At 44.1% G+C, this 13,856-nt stretch carries 15 protein-coding genes and 2 pseudogenes; 8 read left to right on the top strand and 9 right to left on the bottom strand.

The annotated features are described in order from the left end of the window. Positions 1-146: 146 nt before the first annotated feature. Positions 147-608, bottom strand: a complete 462-nt coding sequence (locus tag O9295_RS14350) for a hypothetical protein (protein WP_002780536.1) — start codon at positions 606-608, stop codon at positions 147-149. 355 nt (positions 609-963) lie between these two features. Next, positions 964-1,941 carry a helix-turn-helix domain-containing protein gene (locus tag O9295_RS14345; RefSeq protein WP_002797608.1) on the bottom strand — a complete coding sequence of 326 codons (978 nt, stop codon included), beginning with the start codon at positions 1,939-1,941 and terminating at the stop codon, positions 964-966. 430 nt (positions 1,942-2,371) lie between these two features. Between O9295_RS14345 and O9295_RS14340 the strand changes: the two genes are divergently transcribed. From O9295_RS14340 to O9295_RS14320, 6 genes and pseudogenes are all read left to right on the top strand, one after another. Further along, positions 2,372-3,034, top strand: a complete 663-nt coding sequence (locus O9295_RS14340) for a potassium channel family protein (protein ID WP_002780534.1) — start codon at positions 2,372-2,374, stop codon at positions 3,032-3,034. A gap of 33 nt (positions 3,035-3,067) precedes the next feature. Further along, a complete protein-coding gene (locus O9295_RS14335) occupies positions 3,068-3,844 on the top strand; it encodes a DUF2092 domain-containing protein (RefSeq protein WP_288033458.1) in 777 nt (258 codons plus the stop codon). 91 nt (positions 3,845-3,935) lie between these two features. Beyond that, a complete protein-coding gene (locus O9295_RS14330; protein WP_002772118.1) occupies positions 3,936-4,178 on the top strand; it encodes an AbrB/MazE/SpoVT family DNA-binding domain-containing protein in 243 nt (80 codons plus the stop codon). Then, positions 4,175-4,507 (top strand): type II toxin-antitoxin system PemK/MazF family toxin, encoded by a 333-nt coding sequence (locus O9295_RS14325; protein ID WP_061431141.1) that lies wholly within the window; start codon positions 4,175-4,177, stop codon positions 4,505-4,507. The genes O9295_RS14330 and O9295_RS14325 overlap by 4 nt, the downstream gene beginning before the upstream one ends. Positions 4,508-4,563: 56 nt before the next feature. After that, positions 4,564-4,693, top strand: a pseudogene (locus O9295_RS27865) (YgiT-type zinc finger protein); the annotation flags it as partial. Next, complete coding sequence (locus O9295_RS14320) at positions 4,690-5,559, top strand: DUF6515 family protein (protein ID WP_288033457.1); 870 nt, start codon at positions 4,690-4,692, stop codon at positions 5,557-5,559. The pseudogene O9295_RS27865 and the gene O9295_RS14320, both read left to right, overlap by 4 nt. Here O9295_RS14320 and O9295_RS14315 read toward each other — a convergent pair. Further along, positions 5,556-8,618: a sll1366 family intein-prone helicase gene (locus O9295_RS14315; RefSeq protein ID WP_288033456.1), complete on the bottom strand. Its 3,063-nt coding sequence runs from the start codon at positions 8,616-8,618 to the stop codon at positions 5,556-5,558. The genes O9295_RS14320 and O9295_RS14315 overlap by 4 nt on opposite strands. A gap of 201 nt (positions 8,619-8,819) precedes the next feature. Here O9295_RS14315 and O9295_RS14310 point away from each other — a divergent pair, with 201 nt between their 5' ends. Beyond that, entirely contained in the window at positions 8,820-9,608 is a 789-nt protein-coding gene (locus O9295_RS14310) for a pentapeptide repeat-containing protein (RefSeq protein ID WP_147072319.1), read from the top strand. Here O9295_RS14310 and O9295_RS14305 read toward each other — a convergent pair. The 3 genes from O9295_RS14305 to O9295_RS14295 all read right to left on the bottom strand — a co-directional run bounded on the left by O9295_RS14305 (position 9,605) and on the right by O9295_RS14295 (position 10,986). After that, entirely contained in the window at positions 9,605-9,976 is a 372-nt protein-coding gene (locus tag O9295_RS14305) for an ArsR/SmtB family transcription factor (RefSeq protein WP_288033459.1), read from the bottom strand. The genes O9295_RS14310 and O9295_RS14305 overlap by 4 nt on opposite strands. 98 nt (positions 9,977-10,074) lie before the next feature. Beyond that, on the bottom strand, positions 10,075-10,239 hold the full coding sequence (locus O9295_RS14300) for a metallothionein (protein WP_288033455.1): 165 nt from the start codon (positions 10,237-10,239) through the stop codon (positions 10,075-10,077). A gap of 174 nt (positions 10,240-10,413) precedes the next feature. Continuing rightward, the gene (locus O9295_RS14295; protein WP_125731438.1) at positions 10,414-10,986 is read right to left on the bottom strand and encodes a DUF2808 domain-containing protein; all 573 of its coding nucleotides are present in this window, start codon (positions 10,984-10,986) and stop codon (positions 10,414-10,416) included. Between the two features lie 165 nt (positions 10,987-11,151). Here O9295_RS14295 and recF point away from each other — a divergent pair, with 165 nt between their 5' ends. Continuing rightward, positions 11,152-12,279 (top strand): DNA replication/repair protein RecF, encoded by a 1,128-nt coding sequence (gene recF / locus O9295_RS14290; protein ID WP_288033454.1) that lies wholly within the window; start codon positions 11,152-11,154, stop codon positions 12,277-12,279. A gap of 98 nt (positions 12,280-12,377) precedes the next feature. Here the strand turns inward: recF and rpiA are convergent, their stop codons facing one another. From rpiA to O9295_RS14275, 3 genes and pseudogenes are all read right to left on the bottom strand, one after another. Further along, positions 12,378-13,088: a ribose-5-phosphate isomerase RpiA gene (gene rpiA, locus O9295_RS14285; RefSeq protein ID WP_008198690.1), complete on the bottom strand. Its 711-nt coding sequence runs from the start codon at positions 13,086-13,088 to the stop codon at positions 12,378-12,380. Between the two features lie 72 nt (positions 13,089-13,160). Continuing rightward, positions 13,161-13,688 carry an RNA recognition motif domain-containing protein gene (locus O9295_RS14280; protein WP_002797628.1) on the bottom strand — a complete coding sequence of 176 codons (528 nt, stop codon included), beginning with the start codon at positions 13,686-13,688 and terminating at the stop codon, positions 13,161-13,163. Positions 13,689-13,732: 44 nt separating this feature from the next. Continuing rightward, positions 13,733-13,856, bottom strand: a pseudogene (locus O9295_RS14275) (zinc ribbon domain-containing protein); the annotation flags it as partial.

Genomic DNA, 13,856 nt, shown 5'->3' with positions numbered 1-13,856 from the left:
AGCGATTTTGAGGGGGTCAATTACCTAATTTTCAGGGAAAAAGTCCCGGAATTTTCCACCCGATCACTCCGGGATCTGGCACTTTTTGGTTTCCAAAAAGTCTAAAAGTCTTACCCAACAAGGTTTTTAGATTTATTCAGCCAGCCCTATTTACAGGCCATTACCGCGATCGTGTAGGCGTTATTATTCATGCCGTTAATATTAAAATTAATCTGATAGGGCTGTCTACCCGTGGGTGATTGGAAGGGTAAAGAATAGGTTTCGCCCCGTTTCATTTCGACATTTTTCTGGAAGGCGCTATTGACTGAATTATCGGGATATTTGAGATTGATCGTCACTCCGTATTTGCCATCGTTTTCGGGAACCATTACCCCTTTAAAAGAGGCGAATTTCACCCCGGAGGGAACGGCGAAATCGGTGTTAAAGTTATTCTTTCCTATGGCATCGATCTGTTTGCGGATATGGGTCTGATTAGTGGCTACTTCCTTGAGGTACTGACAGTTTTTCGGAAGTTCGGTAGCCTGATCTTTGGTACTGGCGACAACGGCCATCGAGGTCAGTCCGAGGATTAAACCAGCCCAGAGAAAGCTGAAAGTTTTTGTCAACATGATAGTTTTTCCCGTTAAGTTTTTCTAAAATTGGCTCTTCGGGGACGATTAAAGATAATTAAGCCTTAATTGTCCCGCCTTGACTTTTTCCGTGACCAAAGTTCTCACTAATTCTAATTTTTGGCGCGGGACTTGGTCATTATCGCTCGCAGTGGAGCGAGTTCTCCTGTTTCTTCTGGGGTTAATTTTTGTGCGTCAACCCGTGAGATGTTCAGAGAATTGCTCCTCGTTTTTACTCTCCGAACCAAGCACAAACCCCGCTCACATACCCAAGAAAGCTAGGATTCAATATTTACTACTAATATTTAACTTTGGCAGGCTCGGAGAAACTATCAAAATTCTGCAAATCTAACTTTTATTTTGTTAAAGAATTATCTCGCAAAGTTGCCGACGGACACTCACCGAACATTTTCTTATAATCTTTGGCAAATTGACCCATGTGCCAGAATCCCCACTGTAATGCGATCGCACTAACGGTAATTCCCCTACCCGCAGAGGCTTTTAGTTGTCGTCGTACCCCGTTAAGACGTTGAATTTTGAGATAAGTCGCAGGTCCCAGGCCAAAACATTCCTGAAAACCGTAACGGAGGGTACGTTCACTAATGTGCAGTTCTTGACAGAGATCGAGGATCGAGAGGGGGCGATCGAGATTGTCCAGTAAGATCTCCTCTGCTCGCTTAATGTAGGGATGTCGTATTGAAGGGCGCAGGGGCGGATCGTTTTGATGGGAATCGAGTACATCTAGAACCAGAGAGATAAAATCCTCTCGGATCGGCGATTGCATAGCTGGCTGTAGAATTGTCTGGGGTTGTCTCCAGAAAAGCTCAAAAATATATCTTAAATGAGAGCGGAATCGTCTCAGGACAGTCGGCTCTGGTTGAATGGCAAGGGTTGAATCCGTAATTAAAGATACTACCCTGGGCCGATTGGTTTGTTCGGCCCGGGAAAACAGAGAATCGATATCGATAGTAACCAGAGCGAGGGGGAAGTTTCCCGATCGAAGCATATCGATTCCCCTGGAACTTTTCTGCAAGAGAGCGGAATTCGACGATAAGGAATACCCGTGCCACTTGAACACCTGGGGTGTGGACAAGGGTATGCCGACGGTGATTGTCCCGGGAGGAGAATCCCCTTGAGAACGAATTCCTCGATTGTAAATCGGTCGGGCGAATTGTATGCCCCCGACTTGAGCTACAAACAGTTCCCCCTCGAAAGTTCCCGCCTCGATCGGTCGATGAACCATGTCCCAACGAAAAGCTCTCATCTGCGACCCTAGTTCATCGATATCGTGAAAAGGAATAGTCTCGATCAGGGGCTGTAAATTGATATCCATTTTGTCTGATTTAGGATAGCGGAATTATTAAAAATTATTAAGTATTATTAAGAGTTATTCTCTTGTCAATAGGCATTATACCTCACCAATCTTAATTGTAGAGTTTTTTAGCTTTTATGGGTTAATAACGTCAGACTCTGACTTTTTTCCTTGATTGAAAGAAATAGGGGTTTCTCGTTATCCGCAATATTTTTTAAAATTTATGGTCAATTCTTAATAAAAAAATTACCGAAAAGTTCTATCTGTAAGTCTAAGTTTGCCATTTTTTGATAGCGATCGCTCTTGCCAAGCTTCTATAATAGTCTTCTAGAGGCTAATAGATAGAAACTCGCTGTTTATTCAAGCAAGCAAATTTAGAAAGAAGATAGGAGATAAATACCCTTAAAATTGATGAGCAGGAGGAAATATTACCAATTAAAGGTTCGCCGCTATGAAATTCCGTCAATTGATGCGGGCAACAGAAAATAAATACAATCGGCTGCTGGCAAATCTAGTCTTGCTCTACATTATTTACCCATTTTTAGTATATCTACCCCTGGGAGATTTGCTAGTTTTCTTTTTCTTCTCCCTCTCCCTGATCATCGCCGTCTATCAGATCGATCGCAGTAAATTGGCTTTAAGATGTAATATCGGTCTGTTTCTAATTGCCCTCATCCTGCGAGTATTCGGCAGGATTATCCCTATTTATAGGGATTTAACCGGTTGGTTCGATCTGTCTAGTACATTAATTTCTCTAGCTTTTATTAGTTTATGCGTGTACTCGATTTTACGAGAATTAATTCTCGCCGAACAGGTAACATCCGATATCATCAAAGGGGGAATTTGTGTCTATTTTCTCCTAGGATTTTTCTGGGCATCCGCTTATAGTATCGTCCAGATTTTTGAACCCGATTCCTTTAGCTCCGCCGCTAAAACCGTCAACCAGGCGGATCTACTTCATTTCAGCTTTACTACCCTGGCCACGGTTGGCTACGGTGATATAGTTCCTACCAGTAAAGTCGCTAGAGTTTTGGCCAATTTAGAAGGAATGACTGGAGTTCTCTATCCCGCCGTTTTTATCGCTCGTTTAGTCAGTTTACACAATGGTCGTTAACCAAAACAATCCAGCGCCTTGGGGGAATATTAGATGATTATGCCTCGCTTCATGCCGATTCTTTCTTTACTTTTGCCTTGGGTCACTGCCGCAGGAGTCTTGGCGGAAATACCGACTCTATCCCAGGAAATCCGCCCAAAAACGGCGGAACAGGTGATCGAGCAACTCTGTGCTAATTTAACCAAACAGCGATCGTTCACCGTCAATATGGATGTCACCTATGACGATGTACTCGAATCCGGGGCGAAAGTTCAGTACAGTGCCTATCAAAACATCTGGGTAGAGAAACCCGATCGCCTGCGCTCGGACTACACTGGGGATGAACGAGTTACCCGCTTTTTTTACGATGGTAAAACCTTCACCCTTGCGGATCTGGAACGGGATCTATACGTCACGAAACCAGCACCGAATACTCTAGATGAAGCCTTAGACCAAGTAGAGCAAAGGTACGGGATCACCATTCCCATGTCCAATCTGGCAGCCAACGATCCCTGTGCAGATCTAATGGCTGATGTCAGACAAATTATTTTTATCGGCAACAACATGGTCAACCGCGAACCGATGTATCACCTGCTGCTGATCGGTAGCGATCGCGATTATCAAATCTGGGTCACGCAGGATGCCACCCCCCTACTGAGGAAAGCGATTATCACCTATAAAACTCTACCCGGTTCACCCCAGTACACGGCAATATTATCCGACTGGAATTTTAATCCCAGTACCCCCGCCGATACTTTCACTTTCCAACCGGGATCAGAGTCGATCCCTATCGAACTTCTACCCCCTAGGAATAATCAATCCCAGCCATAAAGCCCGTTCATAAAACGCGATCGCTTGTCGGTATTCCCCTAAATCAGCGTTTTGATATACTTTGGATATCTAACGAATTCGAGGTGGGATCATGAAGTCGCAGATTGGACGCTGGGGTAATTCTTTAGCGATTCGGATTCCCAAGTATGCGGTGGAAGCACTAAACCTCAATCCCAATGACGTTGTTGAATGTTCTGTGGAAAACGGAAAGCTAGTAATTGAGCTAATTCAAGCCTTGCCTGAGTTAAGCCTAGAAGAACTACTGGCTGAGGTTGTTGAATCACCGGAGCCGGAAGTGGATTGGGGACGGCCAATGGGAGAGGAGGTTTGGTGACATACATTCCAGAACGTGGAGATTTCCTGCGGTTGAGCTTCGACCCACAAATTGGGCATGAGCAAATGGGTAATCGTCCAGCACTGGTGGTAAGCCCTATTGATTTTAATCGCAAGATTGGTTTTGCCTTTGTCTGTCCGGTGAGCAATACGCAACGCCAGAACCCTTTCTACGTCAAGATTCCAGATGGAGAGGCAGTGACAGGAGTTATCATGGTAGATCAACTGCGATCGTTGGACTTCCGAGCGAGAAAAGCGAGCTTTATCGGCAAGTGTCCAGAACGGTTGCTCCAGGATGTTCTCAGAAGAATTAAGCCGATTCTGTTCTGACAGGGACATTCTCAAAAGTCCCAGAAGAGCGATATTAATTATGAACCCAACCCAGATTTATTATAGAAAATGTTCCCGCCAGAGTTTGTGTAGAAACAGGAGAGCGTTTTTTTTGCACCAGAAACCGTCGAACGCTTGCAGAAAATAATCTGGGAAGATAAAAAAATCAAGGAGTCCGGGCCATGAAAAGATCTTTACGTCAAAACTTATGTGTTCTTGCCGCCCTCCTCTTGGGTACAAGTTTACTGATCACGGATTATGTGGACGCTCGCGGTGGCGGTGGTCGTGGCGGTGGCGGTGGTGGTGGTAGTCGTGGGGGTGGTGGAGCTTCCCCACGGGTTAACCGCAGTAGTGATCTGCAAAACCGGGGGAATTTTAGTAATCGTTCCCAACCTTCCAGAGATTTTTCTGGAAGACAGGGTGAACGGCAAACCGGTCAACAAAACCGTCAAGGGGAACGCACGGAAAGACAGGGTGAACGGCAAACCGGTCAACAAAACCGGCAGGGGGAACGCACCGAAAGAACCGATACCCGTCAAGGGGAACGCAGCGAAAGACAGGGGGAAAGACAGGGGGAACGCACCGAAAGAACCGATACCCGTCAAGGGGAACGCAGCGAAAGACAGGGTGAACGGCAGCAGCAGGTTAGCGATCGCCAACAGAACCGTCAGAACTTTATTGACGATAATCGCAACGGTTACTGGCGTGGTGGCGGTTGGTACGGTGGCGGTTATTACGTCCCCCCGGGTTGGGGTTGGGTGGGTTTGACCACCGGCTTAGTCATCGGTTCAGCGATCGCTACTCTCCCCCCCTACTACAATACCGTCTATGTGGGTTCCACTTCCTACATTTACTCGGACGGCATCTATCTTCAACCTAGCGGTAGTTCCTACACGGTGGTGGCCCCGCCAATCGGCGCAATTGTCACCTATATCCCAGACGGCTGCACCACAATCACGGCTGACAATACGCTTTATTACAATTGTAGCGGTATCTACTATCAGCCACTGTTTGAGAATGGTTCCACGGTTTATCAGGTGGTTCGCTTCTAATCGGTTTCTTCTTCATCAATAATTGCCGATCGATCTAATAATAATAAATCTCGCAGGCGATCGGTATCTAATTCGGTTAACCAATTTTCCCCAGCATCTACGGTTTGTTCCGCTAATTGTTTCTTGCTTTCGATCATCTCATTAATGCGTTCCTCTAGGGTTCCCGTACAGATGAATTTATGTACCTGAACATTGCGTTTTTGTCCGATGCGAAAAGCGCGATCAGTGGCCTGATTTTCTACGGCCGGATTCCACCATCGATCGATATGAAAAACGTGATTAGCGCGGGTTAGATTTAATCCTGTTCCCCCCGCTTTCAGGGAGAGAATAAAAATCTTTGGTCCTTGGGGATCATTTTGAAAGCGCTCGATCATTTCTACCCGATCTTTTGTTTTGGTAGAACCGGAGAGAAATAATATTTCCTCGGCTAATTTTTTCTGGAGATGGGTTTGTAGGAGTTTTCCCCACTCGGCAAATTGTGTAAAAATTAAAGCTCGATCGCCTTCTGCTATCACTTCCTCTACCATGGCTTCTAAACGTAATAATTTTCCCGATCTTTGACTGGTTTCTAAACTATTTTCTTTCAAAAAATGGGCGGGATGATTACAAATTTGTTTTAGTTGCATTAGCAAGGTTAAAATTAATCCATGTTTCTGAATTCCTTGAATTTCTTCAATTTTCTGGAGCGTTGTCTCGACTAATTGTTGATAAAGTTGTCCCTGTTCTTTCGATAAACCACAAAAAATATTCATTTCCTGTTTTTCTGGTAAATCTTCAATAATATTTTTATCGGTTTTTAATCTCCGTAAAATAAAGGGACGGACAAGGGAACGTAAATTATGCAGGGATTCTTGATCGCCGTATTTTTCAATGGGAAGGGCAAAACGGCGCTGAAAAAAGGCTTGAGTTCCTAAAAAATTGGGATTGAGAAAATCCAAAATTGACCACAATTCCGTCAGGCGATTTTCTACGGGAGTTCCCGTTAAGGCAATGCGAAATCCTGCGGGTATTTTTCGCACTGCTTGGGATTGTTTAGCCGTAGAGTTTTTAATATTTTGAGCTTCATCTAAAACTAAACCTTGCCATTGTACTGCTTCTAAAGTGGAGAGATCGCGATAGATTAAAGGATAACTGGTAATAACAACCGATTGATTTTTTACCGCTTGAGCAAAAGCTTTACCTTTTAATCTTTTTTCGCCATGATGCACAAAAACAGCCAGGGTGGGAGCGAATTTTATTAATTCATGTTCCCAGTTATTGACCACAGAAGTGGGAGCCACCACTAACACGGGATTAACTAACATATCCTGTTCTTTTAATGCTAGTAAAAAAGCGATTAATTGCGGGGTTTTTCCTAAACCCATATCATCGGCTAAACAAGCACCTAAACCCCACTTTTCTAGGAAAGCTAACCAACTAACTCCCTTGATTTGATAGGGACGTAATTCCCCCCGAAATTCCCGCGGTGGGTTGATTAATTGAATCCCTTGATTGTTATTTAAATTATCAATTAATTCCTTTAATGCTCCCTCCGCTTGGAAATTAACTACCGGCAGTTTAGCAATTAGATTATTATCTCCTGAACTCAAGCGTAGGGCATCTTCCACCGAGAGATTAAGGGGAGCGATGGTATTATTTAAAATTGCCTGAGCTGCTTTGACATCCGTAGGTTGTAGGATTAACCATTTGCCTCCCACTTCCACCACTGGCGATTTTTTCTCTAATAACTTATCAAAATCTTTTTTTGATATTTCCTGTTCCCCTACCACTAATTTAAGCTGAAAGTTTAATAAACTGGTTAAACTTAATCTTTCTCCTTTTTTGGGAGTGACAGTGGCAGCAATCTTAATTCCTAATCTTTGTTCATTACTACCGGCAGTTAAACCCGTTGGCAAAATTACCCCTAATCCCTGCTCTTGCAATTGCCAAGCGATCGAGCGAATAAACTGATAAACTTCGAGCGAATCAAGAGAACATTCCTCCGGGTGTCTTTGCTCTAAACTAATTCTAATTGGTTCGTACAATCGCGCCGCTAATCCCAATCCTTTTAAGAGAATTTCCTGAGGATTATTGACAACTCTTTGATAACTATGATAACTTTCTTTGCCCTCTAACCAAATCAACTTGGCACTAATGAGAAATTCGGGATCATCTAACGCTTGTAAATAATAGGTGAGTTTCCACACTGTCCCTAGACTGGGAGGTTGTAAACATAAACAGACACGGTATTGATTCTCGATTAATTGGCGATTATTGCCATTAACCAAACTTTCTTGGATAGGAAACACCCAGTTATGATAAGCATTTTCTAGACGCTGTAAATTCTTGGCTTCTAAGGCAATCTCATGATGATCACCGCTTAAAGATTGTAGCCAGGGTTTTACCATCAATGACGGCGAAATATTAACACTACTATCTATCTTTTGTCGCAAACGAGCATCGACAATATTTTTTAAGCAATCGAGAATAATTGTTTGTGGTTCGCTATTTTCTTGATAGGCAAGACAGACCGGGGGGATGGTTTGGATAAACTTAGCTAAACGAGTGCGATCGATGGTACTATCCAGCAGGGGATACCAGCAACTTTCACCCTGATTTATTCCCGCTAAAAATTTCCCCCTTGCTAATAAATCTAAACTCCAACGGTGCAAATACAGCCAAAATCGTAGATCATTGCCGATAAATTCGGCCTTAGCTAGGGGTAATTTCTCCCATAACCGCACTATCATCCCCGCAGAAAAAGTTAATCCCGATACCTGCCATGGTTGCCAAGACAAGGATTTAGCTGTGGGTTCGAGAATTTGCCCCGACAGCAGCGGTAAAAAATATTTTTTCCTAGGGGGAGAATAACTAGGTAAACTGAGCTTGATTGATTCTGGAGAATAGCGGTCAAGCTGAGGAGAAAATTTCTCGATAAATTGGGCTAATGCCCCGGATTCTAGACAAAAAGGATGATTTTCCTTTGTTTCACTTAATTCCTTCCCTTGCCACTGTTCACCCCAAAGAAAAAAAACACTATCTTGCGAACGAATCAGCCAATTACCGTGTAGAGTAGTCATTATGAAATAGGGAAATTCCTCTAAAAAACCTGCTGTTGAAAAGGCAAAAAATCTCGATTTTGTCGCTTCTTCTGACCTTAAGAGCCTCTAATCTTCTATTTTAGTGGACAAGGGCTAATTTCTCAAGCAGAATCTAGTTCAGCGATTAGCCCCGATCGAATGGGTATTATCAGTAATAATAAATAGAGTTATTTTTAAACTATGTACAAATCGATCGCCCTAACCCTCGTCCTCAGTCTTCCCCTGAACTTCTCCCTAGTTGGTTATGGGGAAGATTTAAACCACCTACAGCAATTATTATCCACCCGAAAATGTCCCCAATGCGATCTGAGCGGTTCGGGGTTAGTGCAATCGAATCTAGTCGGGGCAAAATTAAATGGGGCCAATCTCGTCGGGGCCAATCTTAGTCAAGCTAATTTAAGTGGGGCGGATCTGAGTGGCGCAAATTTAACTGGAGCCTCTCTTTTTGGTGCTAATCTGACTGGAGCGAATTTAACTGGGGCAATCTTGACGGGTGCGGATTTAAGAGGCACTTATCTCAATAATGCTAACCTCGACAACACCAAACTAGACACTGCATACGTGCAGGGTGCGGTGGGAATTCCCAGTAGTGCCGGTACTCCTGAACTATTCTATGGTCTAGGAATGGTGGAAGGAAAACAGGGACGCACCAGCGCCGCTATAGAAAATTTTAATAAGGCCTTGACAATTAACTCAGAATATGCTCCAGCTTATCTGGCCCGGTCCATGGCTCACTATCGTCTGGGACAAAATGCGCTAGCAGCCCAGGACGCTCAAATGGCTTCGACTCTCTTTGAACGACAAGGCAATACCCCCGGTTACGAAGCGGCAGAGAATTTTATTAAAGGCATGGAAATCGCCCTAAAACCGCGAGAACAAGGTGGTGGCAACGCTCAATTAGACCAAATGGTGCAGGGGATTGGTTCTCTGCTCTTACAGTTTGTTTTACCCGCTTTGGGACTGTTTTAATCCTCGTCCGCTGGCTCTTCTAAATGTTCCGAGACCGCGTAATAAAGGTCAAGAACATGATGATCGGCAAGACGATAAAAGACTCTCCGTCCCTGTTTTTGGTATTTAACTAATCTTAAGGCTCTTAGGGTTCTTAACTGGTGCGATACGGCCGATTCACTCATCCCTAAGTCGTCGGCTAAGTCACAAACACATAATTCTTGTTTGGCTAAAAGCGACAGAATTCTGAGGCGGTTGGCATCCCCCAAAAGGCTGAAAAATTCGGCCATTTTTTGGGCTTTTTCTAGTTCTAATCCCTGCAAGTGCTGGAATTTCCCCTCTTGGTGATGGGATTCCCCACAAACCGGTGCTATTTTCTCTAGGGCCATATTTTTTCCTGATCGGTTATTAAGGGAAAGTTGAGAAAGGGAGGTATCGATCGAATCTTCAATCCCGATACTTGTCCCCTTCTCCCCAATAACTAAATTTAAACGCAACCACAGCCCTGGTGTCCACAGCCTTTCTCGTTAACGTGACCATTGGCACAAGCTTGGGAACAGTAGTATTGATCGTTTTCTTTGATGGCATCGGCGATCGATACTACACACAAACAGGATTTACAAGCACATTTCATCATGGTGACAGCGATCATGGTTACTACCTCGGAACTTCTTTACTGACTTTAGTATAACATCTGAACAGATGTTCATAGATTGAATAAAGTTAAATTTTTCTAAAACTCAGAGGGGAAAGTTAGAGCAGTCATCTCATATTTACTGCTCACTGATTACTGCTCACTGTTTACTGTGTTTAGACGCGGAACAGCCTACCAGCGATCGCCAGCCTCATAAATTGCTAAACGTCCGACACCTAGATATAATCCGGGAGAATTCTCCCCGGGGGGATAGGCAGTAATTCCAAACTGATAGACACCACCATAATCGGGATTTCGTACTGGTTTCAGACCGATGGAAACGGTATTACCGGGGGGGACAGGAGGATCAAAAATGACCGTAATCGTCTGAGTATTGGGGTCAAAAGTAGTGGATTTTAGGGTTAATTTTTCGCCTCGCTGATTGCGATCGCCAAGAAAAGCAAAGGTTTGATCGAGAAGAAAAGCAATAGTTTGAATATTAGGCTGCTGTTGTATGGTTACTTTACCCAAGGGCGCCCCGAGAGACGGCGGTAGAGCGATGGTAAGATAGTATTTTGCCCCCCAAGTACGCACGGATTGGAAAGTAGCGAAGAAATTAACTAGAGTGGGAGAACTCTCAAAAAATACTCTGCCATCGGGAAATTGTCCTGCGAGAGACACAGAAGCATCAAAAGCGAGTATAGCAATCAAAGCGAGTTTAGATAGACTTTCAGTCTGTTTTAAAGGCAAAAAAGGAATTTTCAAGGTAAAAGCTACTATAAAATATTGATTGTCAAGGGCAATTATACCAAATTCACTTAACCCTAAACCGCTGCCATTATCAGTGATCAGTTATCAGTTGTTTTCTCCCCACACCCCACACCCCACTTCTCACTTCCCCAACCCCCAACAGCTAACCCCCAACTTGCAATGTATCTCGAACACCTACATCTTCACAGTTTTAGAAATTATGCCGAACAGTTGCTAAAATTCGAGTCCAAAAAAACAATATTATTGGGCAATAATGCTCAGGGAAAATCCAATTTACTAGAAGCGATCGAACTTTTGGCCACTCTCAAGAGCCATCGAGTCAGCAAGGATCGGGATCTGGTGCTAGAATCGGACTCGGAGGCGAGAATTTTTGCTAGGGTTAATCGTCTTTATGGAGCATCAGAATTAAGTTTAATTCTCCGTTCTTCTGGTCGTCGCACCGTGATCCGCGACCGTCAACCCCTGCGCCGTCATCTTGATTTTTTGGGCGTGATTAATGCGGTACAATTTTCTAGTCTCGATCTGGATTTAGTGCGCGGTGGTCCGGAAGCTCGCCGAGATTGGTTAGATACTTTATTAATTCAATTAGAACCCCTATACGTTCATATTTTACAGCAATATAATCAGGTTTTACGACAAAGAAATGCTCTCTTAAAAGAGATTCGTAAACAGGAATTAGAGGGAAAAGTTTATGCGGATTTATCCCAGCTAAAACTCTGGGATTTACAACTAGCAGAAACTGGTTCAAGAGTGACGAGAAGAAGGGCGCGAGTCCTGCAAAGATTAATTCCTTTAGCCCAAAAATGGCACGAAAGTATTAGCGGAAAAACGGAATTTTTAGAATTACAATATACTCCTAATGTGCCTTGGGTAGAAGATGATGTCAATGGAGTACAAAGGGCTTTTTTAGATAAGATTGAAACCCGTCGTTTGGCAGAGAAACAACTAGGGACATCAGTAGTCGGTCCCCACCGGGATGAAGTGGATTTTTTAATTAACCAAAACCCCGCTAAATCCTACGGTTCCCAAGGACAACAAAGAACCTTAGTTTTAGCCTTGAAATTAGCGGAATTACAGTTACTAGAGCAGATTATCGGGGAACCTCCTCTACTACTCCTCGATGATGTTTTAGCGGAATTAGATATCGAACGACAAAATCAATTATTAGATGCGATCGAAGACCGTTTTCAAACTTTAATTACCACCACTCATCTCAGTTCGTTTGAGTCCGGTTGGTTGCAATCTTCCCAAGTATTTTCTGTCAAAAAGGGACATATTTTTTATTAGCCTATAGCCTCTCTTTATTTTGCTCTTTGTCTGTATATACCCATAATAACAAAACAGGCCGCAGGCCTGTTTCACTATTAGATTAAGAATAATTAATCCTACCTAATCTCGCGGACTACCGGCTTACCGTCGATAATTTCACCGACGAGAATCAGATCAGCAACCCCGACAAATAAACCATTTTCTAAAACCCCCGGCATATTATTAATAGTTCTTTCCAAATCAGCCGGATCATCGATACTATCAAATTTAACATCGATAACTAAATTGCCTTGATCTGTCACCACGGGGCCAGCTTTTTTCACTCCCATGCGGAGAGAAGGTTTACCACCGAGGGCCTCTAATTTCAGCATCACCGGAGTCATGGCCATGGGTAACACTTCCACTGGCAAAAGAAAAGTCGATCCCAACTTATCCACCAGCTTATTGCCATCCACTACCACGACAAAAATATCGGCGAGACTATCGACAATTTTCTCCTGAGTATGGGCAGCACCGCCGCCTTTAATCAGGTTTTTCTGGGGATCCACCTCATCGGCCCCATCGATAGCGATATCCATCTTTGCGATGACATCGAGGGTAGTGAGGGGAATTCCGTACTTCCTAGCCAAAACTTGCGCTTGAAAAGAAGTAGGAACCCCGACAATATTGCTGATTTCCCCGCTTTGCAGTCTAGCGCCCAGATACTCGATCGCGTAGGCCGTTGTTGAACCAGTTCCCAATCCCACGACCGAATTAGATTGAACTAGATTAGCGGCGGCTTTACCGACCTCCTGTTTCATGATAATGATCGGATCGATTGCTGTCATGATGCACATTCCTAAAAGCGATGTTTTGAACCTCTTAGTTATCGGCTATCCGTTGCCCTCTTGTCAATGCAATTAGGGATTAGTGGCCTGAGCTGCTAACATTTCCTTGAGTTTAGCCAATTCATTAGCCCAACGGGGATCTGGCTGTAAAGCGTCACCATCGCCGGTAACTTTCGGGGTACTACTGCCACCCCGTTCAGCCTTGCGTTTTTTGCCGCCGCCGCCACCACCACTGGATTTGCGCGGTGCTGCCGTCGTCGGTTTCGGAGTCGGTCTTTCGACTTTTTCCGGGGTTTCTACGCTGGCCTCCGGCCCTTCTGCTTCTTCTCCTTCTTCTTTACCTCCCTTGCTCCGGGGGAGAGCTTTCTCGATTTTGATCGGGTTTTCCATGAAGGATTGACCGTTGTATTTTTCGATAAACTGGTCAGCTAGTTCATCGCTAGGGACGGTAACGAAGGCAAAACCGCGACATTTGCCAGTTTTGCGATCTTTGATGACTTTAGTGGTAATCGTATCCCCTTCATCGGCAAAAAGCGCCTGTAATTTTTCGCGCTCGACGGATTCTTTGGGCAAATTACCAACGTATAGACGAACGGACATGATGGATTCCTCCAAGTATAGGGTGATTTGACATACTCCCACCGTCAAGCTACGCTGTGACGGGGGATTCTTTCCACATTGCTGTTAGAAATTCCTTGTTCAACGAGACAGCTTAGATTCTCAATGTCTCCATTAAGAATCCAGAGGCCGGACTCTCCCAAGGCGTTT

The organism is Microcystis sp. LE18-22.4A (assembly GCF_027531105.1).
Lineage (GTDB): Bacteria > Cyanobacteriota > Cyanobacteriia > Cyanobacteriales > Microcystaceae > Microcystis > Microcystis aeruginosa.
Note: the sequence above shows the minus strand (reverse complement) of the source record. Positions and strands in the feature narration are given on the sequence as shown.

What these genes read in the sequence shown, in the direction of transcription:
- O9295_RS14350 (WP_002780536.1), bottom strand. Translation starts at nt 608, where the DNA reads ATGTTGACAAAAACTTTCAGCTTTCTCTGGGCTGGTTTAATCCTCGGA.
- O9295_RS14345 (WP_002797608.1), bottom strand. Translation starts at nt 1,941, where the DNA reads ATGGATATCAATTTACAGCCCCTGATCGAGACTATTCCTTTTCACGAT.
- O9295_RS14340 (WP_002780534.1), top strand. Translation starts at nt 2,372, where the DNA reads ATGAAATTCCGTCAATTGATGCGGGCAACAGAAAATAAATACAATCGG.
- O9295_RS14335 (WP_288033458.1), top strand. Translation starts at nt 3,068, where the DNA reads ATGATTATGCCTCGCTTCATGCCGATTCTTTCTTTACTTTTGCCTTGG.
- O9295_RS14330 (WP_002772118.1), top strand. Translation starts at nt 3,936, where the DNA reads ATGAAGTCGCAGATTGGACGCTGGGGTAATTCTTTAGCGATTCGGATT.
- O9295_RS14320 (WP_288033457.1), top strand. Translation starts at nt 4,690, where the DNA reads ATGAAAAGATCTTTACGTCAAAACTTATGTGTTCTTGCCGCCCTCCTC.
- O9295_RS14315 (WP_288033456.1), bottom strand. Translation starts at nt 8,618, where the DNA reads ATGACTACTCTACACGGTAATTGGCTGATTCGTTCGCAAGATAGTGTT.
- O9295_RS14310 (WP_147072319.1), top strand. Translation starts at nt 8,820, where the DNA reads ATGTACAAATCGATCGCCCTAACCCTCGTCCTCAGTCTTCCCCTGAAC.
- O9295_RS14305 (WP_288033459.1), bottom strand. Translation starts at nt 9,976, where the DNA reads ATGGCCCTAGAGAAAATAGCACCGGTTTGTGGGGAATCCCATCACCAA.
- O9295_RS14300 (WP_288033455.1), bottom strand. Translation starts at nt 10,239, where the DNA reads ATGATCGCTGTCACCATGATGAAATGTGCTTGTAAATCCTGTTTGTGT.
- recF (WP_288033454.1), top strand. Translation starts at nt 11,152, where the DNA reads ATGTATCTCGAACACCTACATCTTCACAGTTTTAGAAATTATGCCGAA.
- rpiA (WP_008198690.1), bottom strand. Translation starts at nt 13,088, where the DNA reads ATGACAGCAATCGATCCGATCATTATCATGAAACAGGAGGTCGGTAAA.
- O9295_RS14280 (WP_002797628.1), bottom strand. Translation starts at nt 13,688, where the DNA reads ATGTCCGTTCGTCTATACGTTGGTAATTTGCCCAAAGAATCCGTCGAG.